This is a genomic window from Thermus parvatiensis (assembly GCF_001535545.1).
GTDB classification, from domain to species: Bacteria; Deinococcota; Deinococci; order Deinococcales; family Thermaceae; genus Thermus; species Thermus parvatiensis.
Genome location: NZ_CP014141.1, coordinates 1,656,634 through 1,683,502 on the forward strand (window position 1 = coordinate 1,656,634; position 26,869 = coordinate 1,683,502).

Here is a 26,869-nt window from a genome sequence, read left to right on the forward strand (position 1 = left end):
ATCCCTCCTGGCCCTTTTTCCTCGGGGGCGCGCTAGGCTTTGTGGCCATTCACTTCGCCGCTAGGCTCCCTCCCATACCGCCTCTTGGAAAAGCCCCCCCGGGGGTGCTGGCTGGCCTGAGGTGGCTGTACCAGGAAGCCTTCTTTCGTCGGCTAGCCGGAGCGGTCCTTGGAGCCAGCTTCCTCCGGGTCATGCCCTTCGCCCTTCTTCCCCTCTGGTCCCTCCAAGCCGGGTACGGACCCATAGGGTATGGGCTCCTCAGCACCGCCTTCTCCCTTGGGGGGCCTTAGGAGGGCTTTTGGCAGGGAAACTTAAAGGCAAAAGGCCGCAAAGGGTGCTTAGCCTCCTTTTCCTCATGGACGCCGGGGCCGTCCTGGGTTTGCTCTTCAAGCCTCCCCTTCCCCTGGGCCTGCTCCTCGTGGCCCTCCTGGGGATAAGCGCCATCCTCCTGGGGGTCCAAGAGGTGGTGCTAAGGCAGGCCCTGGCCCCGGATGCCCTGCTGGGCCGGGTAGGGGGTGGAATGAGGTTCCTTAGCGGCTCGGCCGGGCTTTTGGGGGCACTTTTGGCGGGGGCAGTGGGGGGAAAGGTGGGCTTGGAGGAGGTCTATCTGGGAGCGGGGCTTGGATTTCTCCTCCTGGCCTTGGTCGCCTGGGGCTTCCTCGGCCAAATGGAGAAACGGACCCGGTGATCTCCTGGGAGCGTTTTCTGCCTCGCCTCCTTTCTCCTCCTCGGCCCCACGGCCCGGCTAGCCCGTCAGGAGCCCCGCCGCTAGAGGGGCCGGCCGGATTTGGCAAGGGCTTGGGGCCCTGGTTACGGGGAGCCACGCGGGATGCTGGCCGTGGCACCCTTTCCACGTAACCTCCGCGTAACCTCCCCGCTCCTTGTGGCCCCGGGTAGGCAAGCTCTTTGTGGACTGGGGCTACCGGGGTTTGCGGGAGGTGGCTAGGGGGCTGGGACTGGAGCTGGAGGTGGTGGCCCGTCCTTACGCGGGGGTGCGGGGGGTCTGGGTGCGGGAGGGGGAGGAGGTGCCGGAGATCCCGCGGGAGGGTGGGTTCAAGCCCCTGCCCAAGCGGTGGGTGGTGGAGCGGACCTTTGCCTGGATGGGGCGAAACCGACGGCTGGGGAAAGATTACGAGTACCACCCTGAGGTAACGGAAGCCTGGATGTATTTAGGCATGATACGCTTGCTGGTGAAGCGGCTGGCCAGGGCCGCATAAGCTGGAGGAGGAGACTTTTACAACGGTTTCTAACTACATCAACCCCACGCGTTGGATTTCTCGTCCGCAGGAGGTGGTTGGGGCTGGGTAAAAGATCCCTTTGGCGCCTGCTGCTCCCTGCGCTGCGGCACATCTTCCGCGCAAGCCCCAGGGAGAGCGCCCTTTTGCTTGGGCTCCTGGTCCTGGGAGGGCTCGTGCCAGTGGCGGTGCTGGGCCTCACCCGTGCCTTGGTGGACCAGCTGGCGACCACACTGGGGGGTAGTCCCTTTACCCCAACCCTGCTTTGGCCGCTGGTGGGGTTAGCGCTGGCTTTTGGCCTGGACTTCCTCCTCACCCCCTGGGTGGCCTACCTGCAAGGTTCGGTGAACGAAAAGCTCACCGCTCGGGTTCACCTGCTCCTCATGGAGAAGGTGGCCGGCACGCCGGACCTGACCCCCTTTGAGGATCCCCGCTTTCACGATGAGCTTCAGGTGCTACGCGACCAGGCCCCTTACCAGCCCCTCAACCTGCTGGTTTTCCTGGGCAACGCTTTCCGGGAGGTCCTCGCCGCTCTCGGGGTTCTTCTCCTGCTATTTGGGCTGGCGCCTTTCTTCCCCTTACTCCTGCTTTTGGCCACCCTGCCCCAAGCCTGGCTCACCTTTCGGCTCCAGAAGGGGGTGTGGGAGGCCCTACTCTTCGGGGCCCCCGAGGCCCGGCGAATGCGCTATTTCGCCGAGGTGCTCTTGAGCCCCGAGACTGCCAAAGAGGTGCGGTTATTCGGTCTTTTGCCCTTCTTCCGCAGACGTTACCTCGAGGTTTTCCATAGCCTTTACCAAAGCCTGCGCCGTGCTCGAGGCCGCCAGGCCCTAGGGACCAGCCTGCTGGTGCTACTGAGCGCCCTTTTCACGGCTCTTGCCCTCTTCTTGGGGCTGCGCCAGACCCTCTTGGGAGGGAGCCTGGGCAGTCTGGTGCTCCTCTTGCAGTCGGTGGGAAGCCTCCAGCAAAACCTCTACGCCCTAGTCCAGGACGGGGCATGCTGTACGAAAGCCTGTTGTACTTTGAAAAGCTGGAAAGCTTCCTAGCCAGGCCCGCTTCCATGGCGGAGACTGGCCCGGGCAGGAAGGTCCAGGGTTTTGAGGAGATCCGGTTTGAAGGGGTGGGGTTCTGCTACCCCAACGGAAAGCGGGCGCTTGCGGGAGTCTCCTTTGCCCTCCGACGGGGGGAGCGCCTGGCTTTGGTGGGGGAAAACGGGGCGGGCAAGACCACCCTGGTAAAGCTCCTCCTCCGCTTCTACGACCCCACGGAGGGCCGCATCCTGGTGGACGGGATTGACCTCCGGGAAATAGACCTGAAGGCCTGGCGCGCCCTCATCGCCGCAGTCTTCCAGGACTTTGGCCGCTACGCCCTAACCCTCGAGGAAAACGTCGCCCTTTCCGACCCGGACGTGAAGCCCGACCCTAACCGTGTCGCAGAGGCCTTACGCTTAGGCGGGGCCTGGGAGCTCCTCCAGCGGCTTGGCCCCCAGGCCCTCCTGTCCAAGGCCTTTGGCGGCACAGAGCTTTCCCTGGGGGAATGGCAACGAGTCGCCCTCTCGCGGGCCTTCTTCCGCAAGGCCAAGCTTTTGGTCTTGGACGAGCCTACGGCCTCGCTGGATCCCAAAGAGGAGGCCCACCTCTACAGGCGCTTCGCCGGGATGGCCGGGGGTAAGACGGTCATCCTCATCACCCACCGCCTGGGTTCGGTGCGCATGGCGGACCGGATCCTCGTCCTCCAGGAAGGCCGGTTGGTGGAGGAAGGGACCCATGAGGAGTTGTTGCGGAGGAAGGGCGCCTACGCCGAGCTTTGGCGGCTCCAGGCCCAACTTTACGAAACCTGAGGGGATCTTGACCGGGGTGAGGCTTCCCCTTCCCCCTGGGCGCGGTCCCCTTCCTGGGCAAGGCGTAAACTCAAAGGCATGGACAAGCTGGAAGCCCTAAAGCGCCTCTTCCCGGGGAAGGTGGACCTCTCGGAAAGCGAGCGCCTGCGCCACGGCAAAGACGAGGGCTACCCCGAGGCGAGGCCCGTGTTGGCCGTGGTCTACCCGGAGGGCGTGGAGGACGTGCAGAAGGCCCTCCGTTGGGCACGGGAATGGGGCGTGGCGGTGATCCCCTTCGGGGCGGGGACGAGCCTCGAGGGCCACCTCTACCCCGTCAGGGAGGCCATCAGCCTGGACCTGAGCCGGATGAACCGGGTCCTGGAGGTGAGGCCCCAGGACTTCCTTTGCGTGGTGGAGCCCGGCCTCACCCGCAAGGCCCTAAACGAGGCCCTGAAGGGCACGGGCCTCTTCTTCCCCGTGGACCCCGGGGCCGACGCCACCTTGGGGGGATGGCCGCCACCAACGCCAGCGGCACCACCACGGTGCGCTACGGGGGGATGCGGCAGAACGTCCTCGCCCTCCAGGTGGTCCTGGCGAGCGGCGAGGTCCTGGAGCTTGGGCGCCCGGTGCGCAAGACCAGCGCCGGCTACGACCTGAAGGACCTCTTCATCGGCTCCGAGGGCACCCTGGGGGTCATCACCCGCCTCACCCTTAGGCTCCACCCCCTCCCCGAGCACGTGCACACCCTAAGGGTCTTCTTCCCCGGGGTGGAGGAGGCGGCGGAGGCCAGCTACCGGGTGATGGCCAGCGGGCTTCCCGTGGCCCGGCTGGAGCTTCTGGACGAGTTCGCCCTGAAGGCCCTCAACCGCCACCTGGGCACGGGCTTCCCCGAGCGGCCTGCCCTTTTCCTGGAGTTCCACTCCTCCACCAAGGAGGCCCTGGAGGCGGAGATGGCCTTGGCCCTGGAGCTCGTGCGGGAGGCCGGGGCCCTCGAGGTGGAGGTGGCCAAAACGGAGGAGGAGAGGCGCGGCCAGTGGGAGGCCCGGCACCAGGCCTACTGGGCCCTCGTCCACCTCTTCCCCGGCCACCGCTTCATGATCACCGACACCGCCGTCCCCCTCTCCCGGCTTCCCGAGATGGTGCGCTTCGCCCAAGGGCTCCTAAGGGAGATGGGCCTCACCGGGAACATCCTGGGCCACGTGGGGGACGGGAACTTCCACACCCTAATTCCCGTCCTCCCCGAGGACTACCCCAAGGCCGAGGCCTACGCCGAGAGGCTCGTGGAAAAGGCCCTGGAGCTTGGGGGCACCTGCACCGCCGAGCACGGGGTGGGCCTCCGCAAAAGGAAGTTCCTCCCCAAGGAGCACGGCCCCGCCCTGGAGTGGATGCGGAGGCTCAAGGCCCTCTTTGACCCCGAAGGGCTCCTGAACCCGGGTAAGGTCGTCTAGGGGAGGCCGAAGAAGGCCCGGGCCCGGCGGAGGAGCTCCTCCCCCTCCAAGCCCTGGAAGAGGAAGGCGCTTCGGTCGGGCTCCCCCTCCCAGACCTCAAAGAGGAGCCGGGAGGCGCCCCCCCTAAGCCCCGTGTTCCCCACGTAGCCGATGGGGTCCCCCCGGTGGACGCGGCTTCCCACCTTGAGCCCCGGGTAGGGGGCCTGGAGGTGGGCGTAGACCGTGGTGCGGCCGTCCGGGTGGCGGACGTGGACCTCGAGGCCGCGGAGGAGGTCCATCTCCTCCGGGGAGGCTCCCTCCCGCACCCGCTCCAGAAGCGCCTGCCAGGCCTCCTCGGAAAGCTCCTGGAAGTCCGGGTCCACCTTCACCACCTCGCCCCCGAAGGCCGCCACCACCCCCATCCCCCGCACCACGGGCACGCAGGCGTCCCCCTGGCGGAAGACGAAGCCCGCGCTCACCCCCTTGCGGTAAGGGCGGGGGGCACCCGGCAGGTTCTCGGGAAGGGAGGGCAGGCAGGCCCCGGGGAGGGGCAGCATGTACCCCTCGGGGGCCCAGAGGGCCCTTTCCCGGTAGGCCATGGCCTCCTGGCGCAAGGCCGCCACCTGCCGCCCCCTAAGGGAGAAGGCGAAGGTGACCACCAGGGCGTAAAGGCTCACGGCCAGGAGGAGGTAGTGCCCCGGCTTCCAGCCCACGGGGCCATCCTAAGTGGCCGCACGTGGATCGCGCAACCGAGGGGGCCCGAACCGGGGCCAGAGGAAGGCCCCCACCGCGGCGAAAGCGAGAGGCAGCGCACCCTGGACCAAAAAACGCTCCCCGCCCCCTCGGGGCGGGAAGGCCCTTCTTGCCCCGTACAGGCTCAAGCCGGCACGGGGCCTGGGGACGCTAGAGGAGCTTGAGGAGCTCCTTCTTGATCTCCTTGGGGGAAAGCCCCTCCAGCTTAAGCCCCTTGGCCCGCTCCACGAGCTCGTAGACCTTGGGGATGTGGCTTGCGGCCACGCGGAAGGTGATCTCCTGGCCGGCGACCCGCACCCGGACCTTCTGCAGGTTGGGGTACTGGCGGCGCTTGGAGATGCCGGTGGTCTTCTTGCCCACACCCCCTTCCCGCTTGGCCTTACCCCGCCTTTGGATGCTGTTGGCCACGATGGGCCGCTTCCCGCTGATCTCGCACACCTTGGACATAGCACCCTCCCGTGCCCGAAGGCAAACCCTAAGGAGTATAGCACACCGCCTGCCATCCGGTAGACTCTTTGGGATGCCCACGGTGCTGGTGCCCCTCCTCATCGCCCTAGACCAGATCCTGAAGCTCTGGGCCCTGGAGAACCTCTCCCCCGTGCCGAGGCCCCTCCTGGGGGACCTCCTCTACCTGACCCTGGTGCAAAACACCGGGGCGGGGTTTGGCCTCTTCCAGGGAAAAGCCTTTCTCCTAGGGTGGCTGAGCCTCCTGGTGGGGACGGCCTTCCTCTACCTTCTGGCCCGGCGGCGCTACTCCTTATGGGAAGCCTTGGCCCTTTCCCTGCTCGCCGCCGGGGCCCTGGGCAACGGCATAGACCGGCTGGGCCGGGGGTGGGTGGTGGACTACCTGGACCTCGGCACCTCCGTCCCCTTCATCGCCAACTTCCCCGTCTTCAACCTGGCGGACGTGTACGTAACCCTGGGGGCGGCCCTCCTCCTCCTGGGCCCCCTCCTGGCCCGCAAGAAGCGGCGTTACTAGACCGTCTGGAGGAGGCCAGCGAAGCGCTCCAGGGCCTTCTTGAGGTTGGTCTCGCTGGTGGCGTAGGAAAGGCGCACGTGCCCGTAGGCGGCAAAGTCCGTGCCGGGAACCACCGCCACCCCCGCCTCCAGAAGGCGCTCCGCCGCCCGCACCTCGTCGGGGGCGATGGGGGAGGTGTCCATGAGGACGTAGAAGGCCCCGCTCGGGCGCACCGCCTTAAGGCCAAGGGCGGTAAGGCCCTCAAGCAACAGGTCCCGCCTCCTGCGGTAGGCCTCCCTGGCCATCTCCACGAAGGCGCGGGAGGCCTCCTGGTTGGTGAGGGCCTCCAGGGTGGCCCACTGGGCGATGGTGTCCGGGCTCGTGGTGGACTGGCTGGACACATCGGCCATGGCCTTGATCACCGCCTTGGGCCCGCAGGCGTAGCCGATGCGCCATCCGGTCATGGCGAAGGCCTTGGCCGCCCCGTTCACGGTGAGGGTGTGCTCCGGGGCCACGCGCCCCGGGGAGAAGGGCTCCCCCTCGTAGATGAGGTGCTCGTAGATCTCGTCGGAGACCAGGTAGAAGTCGTGCTCCACCGCAAGCCTCGCGAGGGCCTCCAAGACCTCCCTCGGGTAGACCGCCCCCGTGGGGTTGTTGGGGGAGTTCACCACCAGGGCCTTGGTGCGGGGGGTGATGGCCCGCCGGACCCTCTCGGGGTCGGGGACGAAGCCTTCCTCGGGAGGGTTTCCACCTCCACCACCACCCCCCCGGCGAAGCGCACCATCTCCGGGTAGCTCACCCAGTAGGGGCGGAGGACGATGACCTCGTCCCCCGGGTCCAGGATGGCCTGGAAGAGGTTGAAGAGGGCCTGCTTCCCCCCCACGGTGACGATGGTCTCCTCGGGAGTGACCTGAAGGCCGTTTTCCCGGCGGAACTTCTCCGCCAGGGCCTCCCGAAGCTCCGGGATCCCCGCAGGGGGGGCGTACTTGGTCTTCCCCTGGGCGAGGGCGCGCCTCGCCGCCTCCTTCACGTGCTCGGGGGTGTCAAAGTCGGGCTCACCAGCGGTGAGGGCCACGAGGTCCACCCCTTGGCGCCTTAGCTCCAGGGCCTTGGCGTTCACCGCCACCGTGGCCGAGGGCTTCATGGCCTGGACCCTTCGGGAAAGGCCGCGCATGGCCTAAGTATACGCGGGTAGAATGGACCCGTGACGGAAGGGGAGGTCCTGGAGGAGGTGAAGCGCCGGGTGCGCACGCGGCTCAAGGGAAGGCGCTACCGCCTCTACCTCTTCGGTTCCCGGGCGAGGAAGGAGGGGAGCCCCCGCTCGGACTACGATCTGGCCCTCCTGGCCGATCCTCCCTTGGACCTCGCCACCCTGGCGGAGCTTAGGGAGGCCCTGGAAGGCCTCCCCATCCTCCAGCCCCTGGACCTGGTGGAGCTCTCCTGGGCCCCGGGGCTCAAGGAGGTGGTGGAAAGGGAAGGGGTCCTCCTTGACGAGGGAAGAGAAGCTTAGGGCGCAGATGGCCTCCCTGGCCCGGGCGGTGGAGAGGCTAAAGGCCGCCTTAGAGCGGCCCAAGGACGAGTTTATCCGGGACTCGGCCATCCAGCGGTTTGAGTTCACCTTTGAGCTGGCCTGGAAGACCCTAAAAACCTTTCTGGAACTCCAAGGCCTCGAGGCCCGCTCCCCCCGCGCGGCCATCCGGGGAGCTTTCCAAGTGGGCCTCCTCCCCGAGGACCCCTTCTGGCTGGAGATGCTGGAGCTGCGCAACCTCACGAGCCACACCTACGACGAGGCCTTGGCCGAGCGCATCTACGCCGAGCTGCCCCAGGCTCTAGAACGCTTCCAGGAACTTCTTCGCCGCCTGGAAGAAGCCCTCTAGGCCCCCGCGGGCCTAGGCGAAAGCGCCCCCTTCTGAACGCCCGCCCGCCCCCCCACCACCCTAAGCCCCAAAGGCCGGACCTCGGCCCGGTAGAGGGAGGCCTCGGGCAAAAGCTCCCCGTCCGCGTGGGCGGGAACGGGATGGGCGAACTCCACCGCCACCTCCTGCCCCGCGTACGCCCGCACCCGGGGTGGGAGAGGTGCCGGCCCAGAAGGAGCCGCGGCAGGATAAGAACCACCCCCATCCGGGAAAACTCCCCCGCCAGGACCACGGAAAGCCGCCCGTCCCTGGGGTCGGCCATGGGGGCGATGGGGATGCCCCCGCCGTACATGGGCCCGTTCATGGCGGCGAGGAGGAGAAGGGGGCCCTGGTACACCTCCTCCCCGTCCACCAAGACCCGCCCCTCGGGAAGGCGCAAATCCTTGAGCACGGCGAAGAGGGCGTAGAGGTAGCGGGGCATTCCCCGGAGGAAGGGGGGGGCGGAGAGGGCCTTCTTGGCCACCAGGGCGTCAAACCCGATCCCCAAGGAGGCCCCGAAGGGCTCCCCGTTCACCCACCCCAGGTCCACCGCCTCCTCGGGGGCGTGGAGGGCGAGCTCCAAGGCCTTGGGCCAGGGAAGCCCGAGGAGGCCCAGCATGCGGGCGAAGTCGTTGCCGCTGCCGATGGGCACCACCCCCAGGACCTTGTCCGTGCCCGCGAGGCCCCTCAAGACCTCGTGCACCGTGCCGTCCCCCCCCACGGCCACCACCCGGGCCCCCTCGGGGGCCCTTTGGGCAAGCTCGGTGGCGTGGCCCGGACCTTCCGTGAGGAAGGCCTTGGCCCCCTCCTGGCGGGCCGCCTTCAGGATGGCCCCGGAGAGCCTCCCCACCTTGCCGCGGCCCGCGGCGGGGTTCACGATGACCCACTTCTCCACCCCCGTATTCTACGGATATGGGCCTCCTCGCCCACTTCCTGAAGGGCCCCCACAAGAAGACCACCCTCCTCCTCACCCGGGCCGGGCCCGTGGAGAACCCCCGCCACGTGCTCTACAGCCACCCGGGCCTGCCCCTAAGCCCCAAGGGCCGAAGCGCCCTCCTCGCCCTCCTTCCCCTCCTCCAAGGCTTCCCCGTGGCCCACGTCTACGCCGCCGACAGCCTGGCGGAGGCCGAGGCGGCCCGGCTTTTCGCCGAGGCCCTGGGGGTGCCCTACACCCTCCTCCCCGAGCTGCGGGAACGGGCCTGGGGCGCCTGGGAGGGGCTTTCCTTCCCCGAGGTGGAGGCCCGCTTCCCCGGGGCCGTGGCCGCCTGGACGGCGGACGAGGCGGGCTTCGCCCCGCCCGGGGGAGAGAGCGTGCGGGAGGCCTGGGAACGGGGGAGGCGGGCGGTGAAGGCCCTCCTCGGGAAGCACCGGGGCCAGGCCCTCCTCGTGGTGGGGAACTGCACCCTGAACCGGGCCGCCCTAAGCCTCGCCCTCCCCTTACCCCCTGAAGAGGGCCTCAGGCTGGAGCAGGACTACGCCCGGCTCTCCGTGGTGGACTTCTACGGGGAGGAGGGGGTGGTGAAGGCCCTGAACCTGGCGGTAGACTGGGGGCATGATCCGGCCCGTGGCCCGCAAGGACCTCCCGGGGCTTCTTAGGCTCCTCCGCCACATGGACCAAAGCCCCGAGCGGGGCGTCCTCGCCCCGGAGGCCAGGGACCTCGAGGGCCTCGCCGAGGAGCTGGAAGACGGCCTCGTCCTCCTTAAGGAGGGGGAGGAGGTGGCGGGGTACGTGGGCCTCTACCCCTTCTGGGACGGGGCCGCTTTGGAAGGGCCCCTGGCCTACCGGGAGGAGGACCTGCCCCCCCTCCTGGAGGCGGCGGAGAAGCGGGCCCGAGAGGTGGAGGTGGAGCGGCTTTACGCCTTCCCCCGGGAGGAAAACCGGGTCCTGCGCCGGGTCCTGGAGGAAGCGGGCTTCGGCCTCCTCCACGTGACCTACTTCTTCGTCAAGCACCCCGAGGGGCTGGACTACCCCGCCCCCGAGGGCGTGCGGGTGGAGGAGGGCTTCCCCGGGGCCGGGGTCTACCGGGAGCTCTACCGGGAAAGCGAGGAGAGCTGGGCCCTGCGCCTCCGCTGGACGGACGAGGAGCTTGAGGAGCACTTCCAGGACCCCGCCGTCCACCTCCTCGTGGCCTACCTGAAAGGGGTGCCCGTGGGCCTCGCCGAGGTGGAGCTGGAAGGAGGCGAGGCCAGCGTGGCCTACATCGGGGTCGTCCCCGAGGCCCGGGGGAAGGGGATCGGGCGCACCCTCCTCTCCGAGGCGGCGAAGCTCGCCCGAAGGAAGGGGGCGGACCTTCTCCGGGTCCGGGCCCACGACCACGAAAAGGGCGCTCTAGACCTCTACCGGAGCCTGGGGTTTAGCCTCGAGGAGGCGGTGGCCACCTACGCCAAGGAGCTCAAGGCCAGGCGGTAGGTCGCCGCGTGGGCCTCCACGGTGAGGCGGGGGTCGCGGTTGTACCCCCCGCCCATCACCACCACGAGGGGCGCCCCGAGGGCCTTGACGAAGCGGAAGACCCGTTCGTCCCGCCGCCTCACCCCTTCCGGGCTTAAGGCGAGGCGGCCGAAGCGGTCCCCCTTTAAGACGTCCACCCCGGCGTTGTAGAAGACGAGGTCCGGGCGGAAGGCCCGGGCCTTCTCCAGGGCCTCCTCCAAGGCCCAGAGGTAGGCCTCGTCCCCCGTCCCATCGGGAAGGCCCACGTCCAGGTCGCTCCTTTCCTTCTTCAGGGGGTAGTTCCGCTCCCCGTGGAGGGAGAGGGTGAAGACGGAGGGGTCCTCCCGGAAGAAGAAGGCGGTGCCGTTCCCCTGGTGGGCGTCCAGGTCCACCACCAAGACCCGGCCCGAAAACCCCTCCTTGGCCCGGAGCCAGAAAATGGCCACGGCCACGTCGTTGAAGAGGCTGTACCCCTCGGCCCGGCCGGGGAAGGCGTGGTGGGTGCCCCCGGCGAGGTTGAGGCCGAGGCCGGTCTTAAGGGCGTCCAGGGCCGCGGCCAGGGTGCCCCCGGCGGCGTGGAGGGCACGCCGCAAGAGGGCCTGGCTAAAGGGGAGGCCAAGCCTCAAGGACTCCTCCCGGGTAAGCCCCTCCCCGAAAAGCTTCTCCAGGTAGGAAGCCTCGTGGGCCAGGAAGAGGGCCTCCCGGGGCACCTCGGGGGCGGGGAGGACGGGAAGAAGCCCCTTTAGGGCCTCGGCCACGCCCCCGTACTTGTAGAGGGGAAAAGGGTGGCCCTCGGGCAGGGGAAGGAAGAGGTGGGCTGTGGTGTAGGCCCGCACGCCCCTATCCTTACGCCTTTTTGCCAGAATGAAAAGGAGCGTGCGCCTCCTTCTCCTCTCCGACCAGGTCCACCCCCACATCCACTCCCCCCGCTTCCCCGAAAACCTCCCCCCCTTTGACCTGGTGCTGGCGGCGGGGGACCTTCCGGGGGAGTACCTGGAGTACGTGGCCACCAAGGTCCGGGTGCCCGTGCTCTACGTGCCCGGGAACCACGGGGAGGAGTGGGTGTGGGAGGGGGGAAAGAGGCGGCGCCCCGGAGGGGTGGTGAACCTCCACGGCCGACTTTTCCGCCACCGGGGGAGGCTCTTCTATGGCATCGGGGGGGTACCCCGCTACCGGGAGGGGGAGGGGCAGCTCTCGGAGGCCGAGCTCTACCGTCTGGCCCTCAAACCCCTTCCCCTCCTCCTCCCAAGGCGGCTCCTCTTGGGCCACGGGCTGGACGTCCTCCTCACCCATGCCCCGCCCCCGGGGCCCACCTCCGGGGAGGACTTCGCCCACCGGGGGGCAGGGGCCTTCCTCCTCCTCCACCGCCTCTACCGGCCCAGGCTCCACGTCCACGGCCACACCCCGCTCCTCGGGGCGAACCCAAAAAGGCGGCACCGCACCCCTTTGGGCGTGGAGGTGGTCCACGCCCAGGGCTACGCCCTCATCGCCCTGTGAGCTGGCGGTAGGCCTCGTAGGCCGCCACCCCCACGGCCACCGCCAGGTTCAAGGAGCGCACCGGTCCCGGCATGGGGATCTTTAGGGTGGGGAAGCGGGCGAGGACCTCCTCGGGAAGCCCCCGGCTTTCGGGGCCGAAGAGGAGGTAGTCCCCCTCCCGGAAGCGGGCCTCGTAGAGGGAGGCTTCCCCCCGGGCGCTGAAGGCGAAGACCCGCGCCCCCCGGGGCAGGGCCTCCAGGAACGCCGCAAAGGAGTCGTGGAGCCTGAGGTCCACGTGGGGCCAGTAGTCCAGGCCCGCCCGCTTGAGCTTGGGGCTAGAGAGGAGGAAGCCCAAGGGGCGGATGAGGTGGAGGGGCCACCCCAAGGCGGCCGCGGTGCGGGCGATGTTGCCCACGTTCTGGGGGATCTCGGGCTGGTAGAGGACCAAGTGGAGCGCCATGCTTCTCCTAAACCGGGATGGGGCGATTTCACCGCCTCCGGTAGCGGGTGGCCGCCCCCCGGCCCACCCGTTCCACCCGACCCTCCCGGATGAGGCGGCGGAGAAGCTCCAGGGCCCTTTTGCGGGAAAGCCCGAGGGCCCGCTCCACCTCTTGGCGGCGCCTGGGCGCCTCCAAGAGGGCGAGGGCCCGCTCCGCCAAAAGGTCCCGCCGGGCCAGGTGGTACCGCCCTCCCTCCTTACGCAGAAGCCCCATCCTTTCCATGCGGGAAAGGACCCGCCGCGCCGCCTCCTCGGGAAGCTGGAGCGCCCGGGCAAGCTCCTCCAAGCCCGCCTCCCCCACCCGGCGCAGGTACCCCACGGCGATGAGGTGGTCCAGGCTGAACCCCCCAAGCCGCTCCTGGGCCTCGGCGATCTCCCGCACGAAGGCCTCGTCCAGCTCGGGGTTGTAGAGGACGAGGGTCAGGGCCTCGGGGAAGAGGCGGTACTCCGGGGGCTCCTTGCCGTACTTGAGGAGGAGGCGGTACATCTTGTCCACGCCGCTTCCCGCCCGCTCCACGTAGCCCAGGCGGTAGAGGGCCTCGGCCAGGCGGGGGTTCCGCCTTTTGGGGGGGTGGCGGAGGACGTTCTCCGGGGTGATGCCGGGGGGGAAGCCGCCGGGGTTGGAGACCTCCAGCCGGTCCCGGTAGTGGTGGACCTGGATGGCGTCCTTGCTCCGCCAGTCCCGGTGGACGAGGGCGTTGACCAGGGCCTCGCGGTAGACCTCCTGGTCAAAGTCCCAGACCTCGAGGCGGAAAAGCCCCACGGTGAGGAAACGGACCCGGTTCCGCGCCTGGATGAGCTCCTTCAGGCGCTCCAGGAGGGCGGGGATGGGCTTAAGGAGGTCCTCCCGGAAGCTGTAGCCTTCTTCGGCCTCGTGGAAGTAGTAGCTCACCTCCGCCTGGGGGAGAAGCCGCTTTAAGGCGAGGGACGTCCCCGCCAGGAGAAGACCCGCCACCGTGGGGCGCACCTCCCCCTCCACCCGCTCCAAGAGCCCCAGGGCAAAGAGGAGCTCCAGGTCGGGGAGGGCGGCCAAGGCGCTTCCCCGTTCCTCCAGGATGCGCCTTAAGCGCAAGACCTCCACCGGGTCCAGGTCGGAAAGGCTCGCCGCGGGCAGGACCTGGGCGGTGAAGTCGGGCTCGGGCAGGCTCTGGCCCACCTTGAGCTCCGAAAGGCGCCTCCCGTCCCAGAAGGGCACCCGCCCCGTCCCCACGGCGATGGCCGCCGGGCTTTGGGGCACGTGGAGGGCGAGCACCCGGCCCCAGGGCCCCTCCACCACCTCCACGTAGGGGAGGAGGAGCCCTTGGGTGAGCTCAAAGAGGGCGTGGGTCACCTGCAGGGGGTGGAGGTCCTGGGCGCCCAGGACCTTGCCCTCGGGGCTCACGCCCAGGAAGAGGGTGCCCCCCTTGTGGTTGGCGAGGCCCGCGGCGTAGCGGGCCAGGTCCTCGGGGGAGATGTCCTGGGGCAGGAAGAGGGTGCGCTCGTCCTGCCCCCGGGCCAGACGTTCCTCAAGCTCCTCCCACGTCACGGGGCCCAGTTTACGGGGCGTCCGGGGAGGAGAGGGAGGGGCTCGGTCGCAGGTTTGTTCAATAAATCCGTGGCATATGCGCCATTTTTGCGGAACACTTAGCAAGGTAAGTCGGCAAGTCTTCTTGTAACGTTCGGATAGTTATTGCAATTTGTCGCAGGATCTATTGACATTTTGCATCCCATCCTCTACCCTTGGCCCTAAGGGGGTGCGAGGATGCGGAAGAAAACCCTCATAACGGCATTGGGGCTATCGGGAGTTGCCTTGGCGGAAGGGGTGGACGGGGCGGCCACGGCGTGGATCCTGGTGTCCACGGCCCTGGTCTTCCTCATGACACCGGCCTTGGCCTTTTTCTACGGAGGGCTGGTACGCTCCAAAAACGCCTTGAACACCATGATGATGAGCTTCGCCGCCCTGGGGTTCGTGGGGGTGGGCTGGGCCCTTTTGGGCTACAGCCTGGCCTTCGCCGAAGGAAGCCCATGGCTTGGAGGGCTTGGGCACGCCTTCCTCAAGGGGGTGGGCCTCGAGGCCAAGGGGGATATCCCCCACCTCCTCTTCATGGCCTTCCAGGGCACCTTCGCCATCCTCACCGCCGCCCTCCTCACGGGGGCCCTGGTGGAGCGGATGCGCTTTCCTGCCCTTCTTCTCTTCCTCACCCTCTGGGGGCTTCTCGTCTACGCCCCCATCGCCCACTGGGTCTGGGGCGGGGGGTTTTTGGGGGCCCTGGGCGCCCTGGACTTCGCCGGGGGCACGGTGGTGCACATCAACGCCGGCGTCGCCGCCTTGGTGGGCGCCCTGGTCCTGGGCGCGCGGAAGGACTACGGGCGGCAGGCCATCCTGCCCCATAACGTCCCCTTCACCCTTTTGGGAGCAGCTCTCCTCTGGTTCGGCTGGTTCGGCTTCAACGGGGGAAGCGCCCTGGCGGCCAACGCCTCGGCTGCCCTGGCCTTCGCGAACACCATGCTGGCCCCCGCGGCCACCCTTCTGGCCTGGACCCTCCTGGACCTCCTTCGCACCGGCAAAGCCACGGCGGTGGGGGCGGCCACGGCCATCGTGGTGGGCCTGGTGGCCGTGACCCCGGCCGCAGGCTTCGTCTCCCCTCTCTCCGCCCTCCTCATCGGGGCGCTTGCCGCCTTCCCCAGCTACTACGCCCTCCTCTGGCGGGCGAGGACCCGGCTGGACGACAGCCTGGACGTCTTCGCCGGCCACGGGGTCGGAGGGATCACCGGGGCCCTCCTCACCGGCCTCCTGGCGGAGGAGGCCTGGGGCGGGGCCAAGGGCCTTCTCTTCGGCAACCCCGCCCAGCTTGGGGTCCAGGCCCTGGCGGTGGCGGTGGCCATGGCCTACTCCGCCTTGGGCACCTTCGCCCTCCTCAAGCTGGTGGGCCTCCTCACCCCCTTGCGGGCAGGCCCCAAGGAGGAAGGGGTGGGCCTGGACGTGACCCAGCACGGCGAGGAGGCCTACACGAGCGGGGAAGGGGCCATCCTGGTCCTTTCCTCGGGGAACCCCTCCGTGCCCGCCCTGAAGCCTAAGGGAGGTGAGGCGTGAAGCTCATCGTGGCCATCGTCCGCCCGGAGAAGCTCAACGAGGTGCTGGAGGCCCTTTTCCAGGCGGAGGTCCGCGGGCTCACCCTAAGCCGCGTCCAGGGCCACGGCGGGGAGACGGAAAAGGTGGAGACCTACCGGGGCACCACGGTGAAGATGGAGCTCCACGAGAAGGTGCGCCTGGAGATCGGGGTCTCGGAGCCCTTCGTGAAGCCCACGGTGGAGGCCATCCTGAGGGCGGCCCGCACCGGGGAGGTGGGGGACGGGAAAATCTTCGTCCTCCCGGTGGAGAAGGTCTACCGGATCCGCACCGGGGAGGAGGACGAGGCCGCCGTGACCCCGGTACAATAAGGATGTGACGGCCAGGCAGCGGCGGGTTCTCCACCTCTTGGTGGACGAGTACATCCAGACCAAGGCCCCGGTGCCCTCGGCGCGGATCGCCGAGGGGCTGGGCCTTTCCCCCGCCCTGGCCCGGTACGAGCTCATCGCCCTCGAGGAGATGGGCTACCTCACCAAGCCCCACGCCTCGGCGGGGAGGGTACCCACGCGGCAGGGCTTCCGCCAGTACTCCCTTTCCCTCCTCCCCCCCAGGCCCCTGCCGGAAGCCACCCGTAGGCGCCTGGAACGGGCCTTGGAGGGAGCCCGGGAGCCCGAGGCCTTCCTGGTGAAGGTGGCGGTGGGGCTTTCCGGCTACCCCGCCCTCCTCCGCCTCCGGCCCCGGCGGGCCCCCAAGCTCCTCCAGGTTCACCTCTCCCCCCTCCCCGAGGGCACCCTGGCGGTGCTGGTCCTCGAGGGGGGGCGGGTCAAGGAGGTCCGGCTCCCCCTCGTCCTCCCCCAGGAGGCCCTCCGCCGGGCGGAGGAGGCCCTCACGGGGTCCTTGGAGGCCCTGCCCGAGGCCCCCAAGGGCCTGGAGGAGCTCTTCGCCCACCTCTCCCGGGCCCTCGCCTCCGGCTTCGCCCTCCGGTACCGGGAGGGCCTCTCCGAGGCCCTGAAGGAGCCCGAGGCCAAGGATCCCGGGTTTCTGGAGCGGCTCGTGGCCCTTTACGAGGAAGGCGGCGAGGACCTCCTCACTCCACCCGGCAGGGTGGACGTGCGGGTGGGGGAGGTGGAGGGGCTCGCCCTGGTCCAGGCGGGCTTCCAGAAGGGGGAGTGGCTGGGGGAGCTCACCCTGATCGGCCCCTTGCGCATGCGCTACGCCGAGGCCCTCTCCGTGGCCTATAGCCTCTCCCAGGTCTATACTGGGCAGCATGCGGATTGAGGTCCGGCTCTTCGCCCTTTACCGGGAGCAAGCGGGGACGGACCGCCTCGCCCTGGAGCTCCCCGAGGGCGCCCGGGTGCGGGAGGCCCAGAAAGCCCTGGAGGAACGCTTCCCCGGGCTTCGCCTCGAGGGCGGAATGGCAGCGGTGAACCAGGCCCTGGCGGGGGCGGAAACCCCCTTAAAGGAGGGGGACGAGGTGGCCTTTTTTCCCCCGGTCTCCGGCGGGCAGGACTCCTACGGCCTGACCCAGGAGCCTTTGGACCTCGAGGCCCTCGTGGCCTGGGCCACGGCCCCGGAGTACGGGGCGGTGGTGAGCTTCCTCGGCACCACCCGAAGCCCCAACCGAGGGGAGGAGGTGGCCTTTTTGGAGTACGAGGCCTACCCGGAGATGGCGGAAAAGGTGATGGCGGAGATCCTCGCCGAGATGCGCGCCCGCTGGCCCTTGGGCCGCATCGCCCTCTGGCACCGCCTGGGCCGGGTGGACCCGGGGGAGGCCTCCATCGCCATCGTGGTCTCGGCACGGCACCGCAAGGAGGCCTTCGCCGCCTGCCAGTACGCCATTGACCGGGTGAAGCAGATCCTCCCCGTCTGGAAGAAGGAGCACCGCAAGGACGGAAGCTTCTGGGTGGAGGGCTTCGCCCCGGAGGACAAGCGGCTATGAGCCTTCCCTCTGCGGGCCTGAGCCCGCAGAGGGGCCCTGAGGGCAGGCCCCCTCGCCCTGGATGGCCCGAATAGGGGAAAGGGGCATGACCTCCTTTGCCTTCGCCGCCTTTCTCCTCCTCCTCGTCCTCTTCGCCCTCCCCCTCCTCCTCGGCTTCCTCTCGGGCCGGGCCTACCGGGCGGGGCGGGGCCGGGTGGCCTTCGGGCTTCTCCTCTTCGGGGGGTTCGTGGGCCTCCTGGCGCGGCCTAGGCCCTTGGGTCTCCTCCTCCTCGCCCTCGGCCTCACCTGGGGGTACGCCGTCCCCAGGCGGCCTAGAGGGGCCTGAGGTCCTCCAGAAGGAGCCAGCCCACTCCCGGGGGAAGGCCCTCTAAAACTTCCCCAAGGGCCTTTGCCGCCTCCTCGGCCAGGGGCTTCAGGGCCTCGGGGGCTTTTCCGTGAGGACCAGGAGGGTGAGCTGGTAGAAGCGCTGGGTGTGGGTGGGGGTGCCGTCCTCAAAGAAGGGGGTGGGGGGCGGGACCTCGTCCAGAAGAAGCCTCGCCCCAAGGACCTCCTGGGGCAAAAGGGCCTTGAGGTCCCAAGGGTCCTCTTTGGGATGCCAGAGGTAGCCCTGGAAAAGCCGGATGGCCTCCACGCCCCTAGCCTACCCGGGCGAAGACCGCCCCTTCCAGGAGGTAAAGCCTCGGAAGCCTCCGGGAAAGGTGCACCGCCACCTCGTAGGGAAGGGTGCCCCGGGCCTCGGCCCAGGCCAGGAGGCCCGTGGGACCGAAGTCCGCCGAGAGCACCTCAAACACGGCCTCGAGGCCCACGGGGCCGGGGAGGAGGACGGTGGTCTGGTCCATGGAGATCCGGCCCGCCACCTCCAGGAGGCGCCCGTCCGGCCCCTTCACGAACCGCACCGCCCCCCAGGGAAGCCCGTCGGCGTACCCCACGGGCAGGGTGGCGAGCCACTCCCCGCCCCGGGCCACATAGACCCCCCCGTACCCCACCCGGTCCCCCGCCTTCAGGCGCTTCACCAGGGTGGGCCGGGCGAGGATCCGAAGGACGGGCTTGAGGCCAAAGCCGGGGACGAGGCCGTAAAGGGCGAGCCCCACCCGCACCCCCGCCGTGGCCCCGTGGCGGAGGAGGCCCAGGGAGCTCTCCAGGTGGTAAAAGTAATTTTTCCCCAGGGCGCGGCGCACCTCCTGGAAGCGGCGCCGCTGCGTCTCCACGAAGGCCGCGTCCTCCCCGGCGGTGGCGAGGTGGGTGTAGACGCCTTCCACCCTCACCCCCATGGCCTCCACCGCCCGCAGGGCCGAAGCCGCCTCCTCCCAGGGAAAGCCCACCCGGTTCATGCCCGTGTCCACCTTGAGGTGGGCCCGGGGCACAAGACCCAGGGCGCGGGCCCGCAGGGAAAGGGCCTCCGCCGCCTCGAGGGTGGAAAGGGTTGGGGTAAGCCCCCACCTTAGAGCCGCCTCCGCCTCTAGGGGGTGGAGGCTCCCGAGAAGGAGGACCTCCCCCTTGACCCCCCTTCCCTCAAGGCCCTCCCCTCCTCCAGGGTGGCCACGGCGAAGCGCCCCACGCCCTTTCCCTCCAGGAAGCGGGCCAGGGGAAGGGCCCCGTGGCCGTAGGCGTCCGCCTTGAGCACGGGGATCACCTCCCCTCCCGCCCGCCCGGCGAGAAGCCGGTAGTTCGCCCAGAGGGCGGCAAGGTCCACCTCTATCCAGGCCCGGGCCTGCACCCCTTTAGGATACCCGCCCGGGCGCACGCCCTTGGGGGCGCTCAGTCCTCCAAAAGCCCCACGAAGTGGAAGGGGTCGGGGTCCAGCCTGAACTGCCGCCGGTCCAGGAGGCCGAGGAGGCGGGCGAGCCGCTCCGTGCTCCCCCGGAGGAGGAGGTGGAAGACGTAATGCCCCTTCACCCGGGGCACGGGAGCGGGGGCGGGGCCCAGGACCTCCCCCTCCTCCGCCTCGGCCCGCAAGGCCTCCAGGAGGGCGAAGGCCTTTTCCCGGGCCCGCTCTTCCTTCCGGTGGCGCACCTCAAGCTTCACCATGCGCACCCGCGGCGGGTAGTTGAGGGCCTCCCGCAGGGCCTTCTCCTGCCACAGGTAGGCCTCCACCTCCCCCGCCTCGAGGGCTCGGTGCACGGGGTGCTCGGGGTGAAGGTCTGGAGGACGAGGAGGGGCCTCCGCCCGGGCCTGAGCTCCGTGAGGGCCCAGAGAAGGCGGTGGTACCGCTCCGCCGCCCGGAAGTCCGACTCCAGGAGGAAGCCGTCCGCCAAAGGGAGGAGGACGAGGGCGAGGTCGGGAAGCCTAGGCCCCCTGAGGAGGGCCGTGGTCCCCACCACCACCCCCGGCCGGCCCTCGAGAAGGGGGGTGAGGTCGTCTTTTCCGTCGCCGGCGTAGCGGTAAACGGGAAGGGAAAGCCTCTCCGCAAGGGCCTCCCGGATCCAGTCCACCCCGGGCCCCTTGGGGGCGAGAAGGGGGGAACCGCACCGGGGACAGAGAAGGGGCGGGTCCTCGCGGTGGCCGCACTGGTGGCAGACCAGCGCCCCCTTCCCCTCCCGGTGGTACCGCAGGGGCAAGGCGCAGTCGGGGCACATGGGCCGGAAGCCGCAGTCCTGGCAGAGGAGGAGGGCGCTGTACCCCTTTCGGGCGGAGAGGACCACGGCCTGCCGCCCCCGCTCCTCCACCTGGCGGAGAAGGGCCAAGGCCCGCCCCGTGACGGGAAAGCCCCGCTCCCGCCGGAGGTCCAAGAGGAGAAGGCGGGGCTTGGGCACGGGCAGGGCAAACCCCTTCCGCTCCAAAACCTCCACCGCGGGCACCAGGGAGAGGTAGGTGAGGGGCACCCCAAGGAGCCGGGCCCTAAGTTCCGCAAGCGGAGGAACGAAGGCCCGGCTCCCCGAGGGGAGCTTGTAGCTTTCGCTCCCCTCCTCCACCACCACCAAAGCGCGCGGGGTGAAGGGGAGGAGAAGCCCGCCGTAGGTGGCGAAGACCACGCCGCGCGGCCTCCGGAAAAACCGCTCCCGGACCGGGCCGGAAAGCCCCCCGTGGTAGGGCGTGGCCTCGGGGAAGTGGGCGAGAAACCGCTCCAAGAGGCTCACCTCGGGGAAGAGGACCAGGTGGTCCCCCTCCCCCAAAAGCCCCTTGAGCGCCCGAATACGCTCCAGAAACCTCCCGCCGTTGACCCGCTCGGGCCTCTCGGGAAGGTGGAGGGGCGCCACGTCCACCCCGTCCGCCGGGGGCGGGGCGGCCTCCTCTAGGGACGCGGTGCCGATGTACCCCTCCTGGACGAGACGGCGCACCCGGCCCACCCCCACCCCCGCCGCCCGGGCCAAGGCCGCCTGGCTTTCGGCGAAGCCCAGCTCCCGCAGGACCTGAAGGACGCGGTCCAGCTGGGGATCGGGGTGGGCGGGCTTCAGGGGCACCAGCACCCCCCGCGCTTCCCGGAAGGCGAGCTCTTCCTCCAGCATCCCCGCCTCCCGCAGGTAGTCCAAAAGCTTGGGGTCAAAGCCCCGGGCCTCCCGCCAGTCCACCAGGGCCCCAAGCCCCGGGGGCAGGACCTTCGGGTCCGCCCCCGGGTAGAGGCGGACCCGGTGGCGCAAAGGGGGGAAGGGAGGGAGGAAGTCCGCCAGCACCTGGCCCAGGGGGGCGAAGAGGTAGCGGGCCGCCTCCTCCAAAAAGAGGATCTCCTCCGGGCGCAGGTAGGGGGCGGGGTCCAGGTAGGCGATGGCGTGGCGGAGGCTCAGGGAGGGCCGCCCCCCCTCCCCCACCACCACCCCCACCTGGACCTCCCCCCGAAAAGGAACGGCCACCCGCCGCCCCAAGGCCTCTTCTCCCTCCTGCCCCAGGGGGGGAAGGTAGCTCATGGGCGGAAGCGGCAGGGGAAGGGCCACCTGGAGCACCCGCACAGGCCTAGCATAAGGGTGTGCGGCTCGCCGTGCTCTTCTCGGGCGTAGCCCTCTACAGCGCCCTCTACGCGGTGGTCCCCCTCCTCCCCCTCCTGGAGAGGCTCTTCGGGGCCCCCCGGGGGCCGCGGGGCTGGGAATGGGGCTTCCCCTCCTCCTCCTCGTCCTCCTCTCCCCCCTGACCCCGAGGCTTTCCCTTCCCCCCGGGGTCCTCCTGGGCGGGGGCCTCCTCCTGGTGGGGGCGGGCGGGGTCCTGGGGGCTTTGAGCCCGAGCCTTTTCCTCTGGACCCTGGCCCGGCTCCTCCAGGGGGCCGGGGCGGCCCTCGTCCCTGCCCTGGCCATCGCCCTTCTCCCCCGCCTCTACCCCAAGCGGGCCTGGGAGGTGGCGGGCCTCTACATGGCGGGCAACGTCCTTGGGGGTGGCCTCGGCCGGGTCCTCGCCGGGGTGCTGGCCGAGGGCCTGGGGGTGCGGGAGGCCCTCCTTTTCCTCTCCCTCCCCGCCTTGGCCCTGGGCCTCCTCCTCCTCAGCCTCCCCGGGGGGAAGACACCCGCCCTGGGGCCCGCCCGCTACGACCTCCGGGCTCTCCCCCTGTACCTGGTGGGCGCTGTCCTCCTCTTCCTCAACCTCTTTCTGGCCAACCTCCTCCCCTACCGGCTTTTGGACCTGGGCTACCGCCCGGCGGAGGTGGGGCTCGTGTACCTGGCCTACCTCTTTGGCCTCCCGGGGAGCGCCCTCTCGGGCTTCCTCGCCGCAAGGCTCGGTCCTCGGCGCACCTTCCGCCTGGCCTTCCTCGGCGTCCTCGTGGCCCTAGGCCTCCTCCTCCTTCCCCCGCCCTTCCTGGTGGCGGGCTTCGTTCTCCTCATGGCCTTCCTCTTCACGGCCCAAAGCCTGGCCTCGGGGGCCGCAGGGCAGAGGGGGCCGGGGGTGAGCGGGACCTACGTGGCAAGCTTCTACCTGGGGGGCACCCTGGCGGGCCTCGCCTACCTCTTCTTCCTGCACAGCTTCCCCTTGGCGGTGGGGCTTGGCGCCGCCCTCGCCCTCCTCGCCCTTCTCCTCGCCCCCGTGGAGGCGAAGTAGCATGACCCCATGGAGGTTCACGCAGCCGACCAGTACCTGGTGGCCCCGGGCGAAGCGGGCCTCTTGGAGGTCCACGCCCTCCTCGCGGGAACGGGGCTTTTCCCTCCCTTTCCCCCCGTGGAGCTCCCGGGCGGGGTCGGGGGGCTCGTGGCCCGGGGCGGCTTCGCCCAGACCTTCTTCTTCCCCGCGGAGGTCCTGGGCCTCACCTTCCGCACCCCCAAGGGACGCCGCGTCCGGGCAGGAGGAGTGGTGGTGAAGAACGTCCAGGGCTACGACCTGGTCCGGCTTTTCGTGGGGAGCTTCGGCCTTCTGGGCCAGGCGGAGGAGGTGGTGCTGCGCCTGCGCCCCGGGCGGGCCCAAGCCTTCCTGCGGCGGCCCTTTTCCGGGAGCTTCCCCCGCCTCGTTCCCACTCCCCGGTTCCTCTTCGCCCTCGAGGAGGAGGAAGGCCCGTGGCTCTACGCCTACCACTTCGGCCACCCTAAGGAGGTGGAGAGGTTCCGGGAGGCCTTCGGGGGGAGGAGGCCCGGCCCTTGGACCTGAGGCCCCGCTTCCCCCGCGGCCTGGGCCTGGGGGAAGGGCCCCTTTGGGACCTGCGCTTCCGCTACCAGGACGGCGGCGCCCCCCCTCCCCCGCCCCCGGCCTTCCTGCGCCTCGCCCGGGTGCTCTAGCCGGGTGGATTGATTTTCCGGAGGGGCCAAGGGTAAGCTTGAGGGGAAAGGAGGTAAACATGAACGCGAAGGAGTTCTTCGCCGCCCTCTTTGACCTGGCCTTTGAGCGGTTCGTAACCATCCAGCTCACGGGGCTCGTCTACGCCCTGGCCCTGGCGGTGGGGGGCATCTACGCCCTCTTCGCCGTGGTGGGGGCCTTTGAGGCCTCCGCAGGCCTCGGCGTCCTCACCCTCCTCGTTCTCGCTCCCCTCGGGTTCCTCCTCTACGCCGTCGCCGTCCGGGTGACCCTCGAGGCCCTGGTCTCCCTAATCCGCATCGCCGAAAACACCCGGGAGATCCGGGACGCCCTGCGGAAGGAAAAGGCCTGATCAAACCCAGACCAGGTTGAGCCGGGCCTCCCAGTGGCCCACCTCGAGGCCCCGGTGGTTGCGTACGGGGGGCCGGTCCCAAGGTGTCTCTCCCGGCTCCAGGCCCAGGACCCGGAGGAGGGCCACCACCGCCACCTCCCGGGCCTGGGTAGCCCCGTCCTCCACCTTCAAGGCCACGCCCAAGGGCCCCCGGGGGCCTTCCAGAAGGGCGAGGCCGTAGTACCCGTCCGCACCCCGTTTGGCCACCACGGGGAGCCGCTCCATGAGGAGGGTATCCACGCTCCCCGGCCCCGCCACCAGGTCAGGGTGGCGGCGCATGGCCTCACGCACCCGGAGGAGGGGTGTCCGGTAGGCCTCGGGCGCGCGGCCAGGGTCGGCCAAGAGGAAGAAGGCCCGGGCGGCCCGGGCCAGGGGGAGGGCGAAGGTGGGGACGCTGCACCCGTCGGTGGCGAGCCCCGGCCGAACCCCTGAGAGGGCCTCCAGCGTCGCCAGGTTGAGGCGCTGGACGGGGTGGTCCGGCAGGTGGTACTCGTCCGCGGGCGCCCCGAGGGCCAAGGCCGCGGCCAGCATCCCGGCGTGCTTCCCGGAGCAGTTGTGGTGCAGGGGGGTGGGCCTAAGGCCCTGGGCCTCGAGGGCCGCCCGCGCCTCCCGGGAGAAGGGCGGGTGGACCCCGCAGGCCAGGTGCTCCGGCCCCAGTCCGAGCTTCCCCAGGAAGCGGGCCGCCACCTCCACGTGCCGGGGCGTCCCGTCGTGGCTCGCCGTGGCCAAGGCCACCTCCTCCTCCGTGAGGCCAAAGCGCTCTACCGCCCCCGTAAGGTAGAGGGCTAGGGCCTGGAAGGGCTTGGCGGAGGAACGCAGGTAGGCCACCAGGCCGGGGTCGCCCCCGTAGGCCACAAGCCCCTCCGGGCCCCAGAGGGCCAGGGAAACGCGGTGCCGGTTTTCCACCAAGGAGCCGCGGTAAACGAAGACCTCGGCGCTCACGCCCCGAGTCTACGCCGGGCCTCCTGCAAAAGCGAGCACCAGTCCAGGCCCATGAGGGGGCAGGGAAGCCCCTCCAGCCGGGTCTCCGCCTTCTTCAGGTTGCGCAGGCCCGGCCGGCCCAAGCGCCTCTGGTGGAGGGCCGCCGCCAAGAGGATCACCCCCTGGAGGAGGCGGCGCTCCTCCCCCGTGGCCTTAAGCCAGTAGGGCTCCAGGACCTCGTGCACCTCGTAGTACCGCCCCGCCCGCCACAGGCCCAGGACCTCCTCCCAGTCGGGCACCACGCCCCCAGCTTACCGGGCTATAATTGTCCCATGCGCCTCCTCGCCCTCCTCGTTCTGCTGGGGCCGGCCTTGGCCCTGCGGCTCGCCACCACCACCAGCGTCTACGACTCGGGGCTTCTGGACCGGCTCTTGCCGGCCTTCACGAAGGCCTCGGGGGTGCAGGTGGAGGTCCTGGCCGTGGGCACGGGCCAGGCCCTGCGCCTGGCGGAGCGCAAGGACGTGGATGCCGTCTTGACCCACGCCCCGGAGCTGGAGGAGGAGGCCCTTAGGCGGGGTATCATAGCCGAGCCCTTCTGCTTGGCCAAGAACATCTTCCTCCTGGTGGGGCCCGCGGGGGACCCCGCCGGGGTGCGGGGGGCGAAGGACATCCGGGAGGCCCTGCGGCGCATCGCCCAGGCCCGGGCCCTCTTTGTTTCCCGGGGGGACCGCTCGGGCACCCACCTAAAGGAGCTGGCCCTTTGGCAGGCGGCGGGCCTGACTCCGCAGGGGGACTGGTACCTGGAGTCGGGGGCGGGGATGGGCCAGACCCTGGTCCTGGCGGCGGAGAAGGGGGCCTACACCCTCTCCGACCTGGCCACCTACCTCACCGTGGGCCGGAAGCGGGGCTTGGTGGCCCTTTACGCCCGGGAAGACGACCCCCTTCTCCTGAACCAGTACACCTATTACGTGGTTCCCGGGGGGCGAGGGTCAAGGAGGCCCAGGCGCTCCGCCGCTTCCTGGCCACGGAGGAGGCCGCCCGCCTGGTGGAAAGCCTGAAGGTGGAAGGGCAGACCCTGTTCCAGCCCCTGAGGGGGCGGTGTATCATCCCGGTAAGTGGAGGCCGTTGAGCTTTGGGAGATCGCCCTGCGCAGCCTTTGGGTGGCGGGGCTCGCCACCCTCTTGGCGGCCTTGCCTGCGGTGCCCTTGGGCCTCTGGCTGGCCTTGCGGGGGGGCGGGGGGCTCTTGGGGCGGGTTCTCCTCTACTCCGGGCTCGCCCTGCCCTCGGTGGTGGTGGGCCTCCTCTTTTACCTCCTCCTTTCCCGCTCCGGGCCCTTGGGCTTCTTGGGGCTTCTTTACACCCCCTACGCCATGGTGCTGGCGGAGGCGGTCCTGGCCTTTCCCCCCATCGCCGCCTTCGTCCTCTCCGGGGCCCGGAGCCGGGTGGAAGAGGTGCGGCTTCTGGTGCGGAGCCTGGGGGGTAAGGAGGGGCAGGTACTTCCCACCCTCTTCTGGGAAAGCCGCCGCACCCTGGCCGCCGCCCTGGCGGCGGGGTTTGGGGGGCCATCAGCGAGGTGGGGGCGGCCACCCTGGTAGGGGGGGACATCCGCCACCACACCCGGGTCCTCACCACCGCCATCGTGGTGGAGACCCGCATGGGGGAGCTGCAGGCGGCCCTGGCCCTGGGGGCGGTCCTCCTCGGCATCGCCCTCCTGGTCACCGCCTTCCTGGTTATCCTGGAGCGGGAGTGATCCTCCAGGCGGAGGACCTGACCCTAACCTTCCCCGGCTTCCGGCTCCGGGTGCCGCGCCTCGCCCTGGCCCCGGGAGAGGTGCTCGTGGTCCTCGGCCCCTCGGGGAGCGGCAAGACCACCCTCCTCCGCCTCCTCGCGGGCCTCCTCCCGCCGGAAGGGGGGCGCGTGACGGGGGGGCTTAGGGTCTACCTGCCCCAGACCCCGCCCCTCCTCCACCGAAGCGTCCTGGACAACGCCGCCTTCGGCCTCCTCCTCCACGGCGTCCCCCGGGAAAAGGCGCGCCAGCGGGCCCAGGCCCGGCTCAAGGAGGTGGGCCTCGAGGCCCTGGCCTCCCGGCCGGCCCACCGCCTCTCCGCCGGGGAGGCGGCCCGCCTCGCCCTGGCCCGGGCCCTGGCGGTGGAGCCCGAGGTCCTCCTCCTGGACGAGCCCACCGCCAACCTGGACCCGGCGAACGCCCTCCGGGTGGAGGTCCTCCTGCGCCGGGCCGCGGAGGAGGGCCGGGGTGTGGTCCTCGCCACCCACAACCTCTTCCAGGCCCGGCGCCTGGGCCACCACCTCCTCTTCCTGCACCGGGGGAGGCGGTGGAGGAAGGCCCCGTAGCGGAGGTCTTCGCCGCCCCCAAGGACCCAAGAACCCAGGCCTTCCTCCGGGGGGAGATGGTCTTCTGACCCCGCCCGAGGCTGGCCC

General features: G+C 70.0%; 23 protein-coding genes and 11 pseudogenes. 22 read left to right on the forward strand and 12 right to left on the reverse strand.

Going from position 1 to position 26,869, the window contains the following annotated elements; genetic code table 11:
• The first annotated feature begins 334 nt into the window (after positions 1-334).
• The 5 genes and pseudogenes from AV541_RS12675 to AV541_RS09010 all read left to right on the forward strand — a co-directional run bounded on the left by AV541_RS12675 (position 335) and on the right by AV541_RS09010 (position 4,499).
• On the forward strand, positions 335-688 hold the full coding sequence (locus AV541_RS12675) for a hypothetical protein (protein WP_244880526.1): 354 nt from the start codon (positions 335-337) through the stop codon (positions 686-688).
• 193 nt (positions 689-881) lie between these two features.
• Positions 882-1,217 (forward strand): IS5/IS1182 family transposase, encoded by a 336-nt coding sequence (locus tag AV541_RS13610; protein ID WP_060384728.1) that lies wholly within the window; start codon positions 882-884, stop codon positions 1,215-1,217.
• A gap of 293 nt (positions 1,218-1,510) precedes the next feature.
• Positions 1,511-2,278, forward strand: coding sequence for a hypothetical protein (locus AV541_RS12685; protein WP_244880527.1), 768 nt, complete (start codon positions 1,511-1,513; stop codon positions 2,276-2,278).
• On the forward strand, positions 2,230-3,072 hold the full coding sequence (locus tag AV541_RS12690; RefSeq protein ID WP_244880528.1) for an ABC transporter ATP-binding protein: 843 nt from the start codon (positions 2,230-2,232) through the stop codon (positions 3,070-3,072). The genes AV541_RS12685 and AV541_RS12690 overlap by 49 nt, the downstream gene beginning before the upstream one ends.
• A 78-nt stretch (positions 3,073-3,150) precedes the next feature.
• Positions 3,151-4,499: pseudogene (locus tag AV541_RS09010) on the forward strand (FAD-binding oxidoreductase).
• Here the strand turns inward: AV541_RS09010 and AV541_RS09015 are convergent.
• On the reverse strand, positions 4,496-5,191 hold the full coding sequence (locus tag AV541_RS09015) for a M23 family metallopeptidase (RefSeq protein WP_014630165.1): 696 nt from the start codon (positions 5,189-5,191) through the stop codon (positions 4,496-4,498). The pseudogene AV541_RS09010 and the gene AV541_RS09015 sit on opposite strands and share 4 nt — an antisense overlap.
• A 190-nt stretch (positions 5,192-5,381) precedes the next feature.
• Positions 5,382-5,678 carry a 50S ribosomal protein L28 gene (rpmB, locus tag AV541_RS09020; protein ID WP_008631133.1) on the reverse strand — a complete coding sequence of 99 codons (297 nt, stop codon included), beginning with the start codon at positions 5,676-5,678 and terminating at the stop codon, positions 5,382-5,384.
• 73 nt (positions 5,679-5,751) lie between these two features.
• Here rpmB and lspA point away from each other — a divergent pair, with 73 nt between their 5' ends.
• Positions 5,752-6,210, forward strand: coding sequence for a signal peptidase II (gene lspA, locus AV541_RS09025; RefSeq protein ID WP_060384729.1), 459 nt, complete (start codon positions 5,752-5,754; stop codon positions 6,208-6,210).
• Here the strand turns inward: lspA and aspC are convergent.
• A pseudogene (aspC, locus tag AV541_RS09030) lies at positions 6,207-7,363 on the reverse strand (aspartate/prephenate aminotransferase). The gene lspA and the pseudogene aspC overlap by 4 nt on opposite strands.
• A 30-nt stretch (positions 7,364-7,393) precedes the next feature.
• Here aspC and AV541_RS09035 point away from each other — a divergent pair.
• Both AV541_RS09035 and AV541_RS09040 read left to right on the forward strand, forming a co-directional pair.
• Positions 7,394-7,699 carry a nucleotidyltransferase domain-containing protein gene (locus tag AV541_RS09035; RefSeq protein WP_008631124.1) on the forward strand — a complete coding sequence of 102 codons (306 nt, stop codon included), beginning with the start codon at positions 7,394-7,396 and terminating at the stop codon, positions 7,697-7,699.
• Complete coding sequence (locus tag AV541_RS09040) at positions 7,677-8,066, forward strand: HI0074 family nucleotidyltransferase substrate-binding subunit (protein WP_014630168.1); 390 nt, start codon at positions 7,677-7,679, stop codon at positions 8,064-8,066. The genes AV541_RS09035 and AV541_RS09040 overlap by 23 nt, the downstream gene beginning before the upstream one ends.
• Here AV541_RS09040 and AV541_RS09045 read toward each other — a convergent pair.
• Positions 8,063-8,979, reverse strand: a pseudogene (locus AV541_RS09045) (diacylglycerol/lipid kinase family protein). The gene AV541_RS09040 and the pseudogene AV541_RS09045 overlap by 4 nt on opposite strands.
• Before the next feature lie 17 nt (positions 8,980-8,996).
• On the opposite strand from AV541_RS09045, the gene AV541_RS09050 reads away from it, so the two are divergent.
• Positions 8,997-9,680, forward strand: coding sequence for a histidine phosphatase family protein (locus tag AV541_RS09050; protein ID WP_060384730.1), 684 nt, complete (start codon positions 8,997-8,999; stop codon positions 9,678-9,680).
• A complete protein-coding gene (locus AV541_RS09055) occupies positions 9,637-10,494 on the forward strand; it encodes a GNAT family N-acetyltransferase (RefSeq protein ID WP_060384731.1) in 858 nt (285 codons plus the stop codon). The genes AV541_RS09050 and AV541_RS09055 overlap by 44 nt, the downstream gene beginning before the upstream one ends.
• Here AV541_RS09055 and AV541_RS09060 read toward each other — a convergent pair.
• Complete coding sequence (locus AV541_RS09060) at positions 10,464-11,348, reverse strand: histone deacetylase family protein (protein WP_060384732.1); 885 nt, start codon at positions 11,346-11,348, stop codon at positions 10,464-10,466. The two genes, AV541_RS09055 and AV541_RS09060, sit on opposite strands and share 31 nt — an antisense overlap.
• A gap of 28 nt (positions 11,349-11,376) precedes the next feature.
• Between AV541_RS09060 and AV541_RS09065 the strand changes: the two genes are divergently transcribed.
• Complete coding sequence (locus tag AV541_RS09065; protein WP_209440254.1) at positions 11,377-12,009, forward strand: metallophosphoesterase; 633 nt, start codon at positions 11,377-11,379, stop codon at positions 12,007-12,009.
• Here AV541_RS09065 and AV541_RS09070 read toward each other — a convergent pair.
• Together AV541_RS09070 and AV541_RS09075 are read right to left on the reverse strand one after the other, a co-directional pair.
• Positions 11,996-12,448 carry a tRNA (cytidine(34)-2'-O)-methyltransferase gene (locus AV541_RS09070; protein WP_008631116.1) on the reverse strand — a complete coding sequence of 151 codons (453 nt, stop codon included), beginning with the start codon at positions 12,446-12,448 and terminating at the stop codon, positions 11,996-11,998. The two genes, AV541_RS09065 and AV541_RS09070, sit on opposite strands and share 14 nt — an antisense overlap.
• Before the next feature lie 28 nt (positions 12,449-12,476).
• Positions 12,477-14,012 carry an ATP-binding protein gene (locus AV541_RS09075; protein ID WP_008631115.1) on the reverse strand — a complete coding sequence of 512 codons (1,536 nt, stop codon included), beginning with the start codon at positions 14,010-14,012 and terminating at the stop codon, positions 12,477-12,479.
• Positions 14,013-14,228: 216 nt separating this feature from the next.
• Here AV541_RS09075 and AV541_RS09080 point away from each other — a divergent pair, with 216 nt between their 5' ends.
• The 5 genes from AV541_RS09080 (at position 14,229) to AV541_RS09100 (ending at position 17,800) form a co-directional block, all read left to right on the forward strand.
• Complete coding sequence (locus AV541_RS09080) at positions 14,229-15,560, forward strand: ammonium transporter (protein ID WP_038035009.1); 1,332 nt, start codon at positions 14,229-14,231, stop codon at positions 15,558-15,560.
• Positions 15,557-15,907, forward strand: a complete 351-nt coding sequence (locus AV541_RS09085) for a P-II family nitrogen regulator (protein WP_060384734.1) — start codon at positions 15,557-15,559, stop codon at positions 15,905-15,907. Before AV541_RS09080 ends, AV541_RS09085 begins: the two co-directional genes overlap by 4 nt.
• 4 nt (positions 15,908-15,911) lie before the next feature.
• Positions 15,912-16,814 carry a LexA family protein gene (locus AV541_RS09090; RefSeq protein ID WP_060384735.1) on the forward strand — a complete coding sequence of 301 codons (903 nt, stop codon included), beginning with the start codon at positions 15,912-15,914 and terminating at the stop codon, positions 16,812-16,814.
• Positions 16,804-17,475 (forward strand): molybdopterin converting factor subunit 1, encoded by a 672-nt coding sequence (gene moaD, locus AV541_RS09095; protein ID WP_060384736.1) that lies wholly within the window; start codon positions 16,804-16,806, stop codon positions 17,473-17,475. The genes AV541_RS09090 and moaD overlap by 11 nt, the downstream gene beginning before the upstream one ends.
• Positions 17,476-17,560: 85 nt before the next feature.
• Positions 17,561-17,800: a hypothetical protein gene (locus AV541_RS09100; RefSeq protein WP_008631108.1), complete on the forward strand. Its 240-nt coding sequence runs from the start codon at positions 17,561-17,563 to the stop codon at positions 17,798-17,800.
• Here AV541_RS09100 and AV541_RS09105 read toward each other — a convergent pair.
• The 3 pseudogenes from AV541_RS09105 to AV541_RS09115 all read right to left on the reverse strand — a co-directional run bounded on the left by AV541_RS09105 (position 17,787) and on the right by AV541_RS09115 (position 21,359).
• A pseudogene (locus AV541_RS09105) lies at positions 17,787-18,106 on the reverse strand (DUF3208 domain-containing protein). The gene AV541_RS09100 and the pseudogene AV541_RS09105 sit on opposite strands and share 14 nt — an antisense overlap.
• Positions 18,107-18,110: 4 nt before the next feature.
• Positions 18,111-19,219, reverse strand: a pseudogene (gene alr, locus AV541_RS09110) (alanine racemase).
• A gap of 14 nt (positions 19,220-19,233) precedes the next feature.
• A pseudogene (locus AV541_RS09115) lies at positions 19,234-21,359 on the reverse strand (primosomal protein N' family DNA-binding protein).
• A 17-nt stretch (positions 21,360-21,376) separates the two neighbouring features.
• Between AV541_RS09115 and AV541_RS09120 the strand changes: the two are divergent.
• The 3 genes and pseudogenes from AV541_RS09120 to AV541_RS09130 all read left to right on the forward strand — a co-directional run bounded on the left by AV541_RS09120 (position 21,377) and on the right by AV541_RS09130 (position 23,470).
• Positions 21,377-22,434: pseudogene (locus tag AV541_RS09120) on the forward strand (MFS transporter).
• Between the two features lie 9 nt (positions 22,435-22,443).
• A pseudogene (locus AV541_RS09125) lies at positions 22,444-23,102 on the forward strand (DUF5639 domain-containing protein).
• A gap of 59 nt (positions 23,103-23,161) precedes the next feature.
• Positions 23,162-23,470, forward strand: a complete 309-nt coding sequence (locus AV541_RS09130) for a DUF4282 domain-containing protein (protein ID WP_060384737.1) — start codon at positions 23,162-23,164, stop codon at positions 23,468-23,470.
• Here the strand turns inward: AV541_RS09130 and AV541_RS09135 are convergent, their stop codons facing one another.
• Entirely contained in the window at positions 23,471-24,451 is a 981-nt protein-coding gene (locus AV541_RS09135) for an asparaginase (protein WP_060384738.1), read from the reverse strand.
• Positions 24,448-24,732 (reverse strand): DUF309 domain-containing protein, encoded by a 285-nt coding sequence (locus AV541_RS09140; protein ID WP_008631090.1) that lies wholly within the window; start codon positions 24,730-24,732, stop codon positions 24,448-24,450. The genes AV541_RS09135 and AV541_RS09140 overlap by 4 nt, the downstream gene beginning before the upstream one ends.
• Positions 24,733-24,762: 30 nt before the next feature.
• Here AV541_RS09140 and AV541_RS09145 point away from each other — a divergent pair.
• The 3 pseudogenes from AV541_RS09145 to AV541_RS09155 all read left to right on the forward strand — a co-directional run bounded on the left by AV541_RS09145 (position 24,763) and on the right by AV541_RS09155 (position 26,850).
• A pseudogene (locus tag AV541_RS09145) lies at positions 24,763-25,559 on the forward strand (ABC transporter substrate-binding protein).
• Positions 25,546-26,180 (forward strand): annotated as a pseudogene (locus tag AV541_RS09150) (ABC transporter permease). The pseudogenes AV541_RS09145 and AV541_RS09150 overlap by 14 nt, the downstream one beginning before the upstream one ends.
• Positions 26,177-26,850, forward strand: a pseudogene (locus tag AV541_RS09155) (ATP-binding cassette domain-containing protein). The pseudogenes AV541_RS09150 and AV541_RS09155 overlap by 4 nt, the downstream one beginning before the upstream one ends.
• Positions 26,851-26,869: the final 19 nt, after the last annotated feature.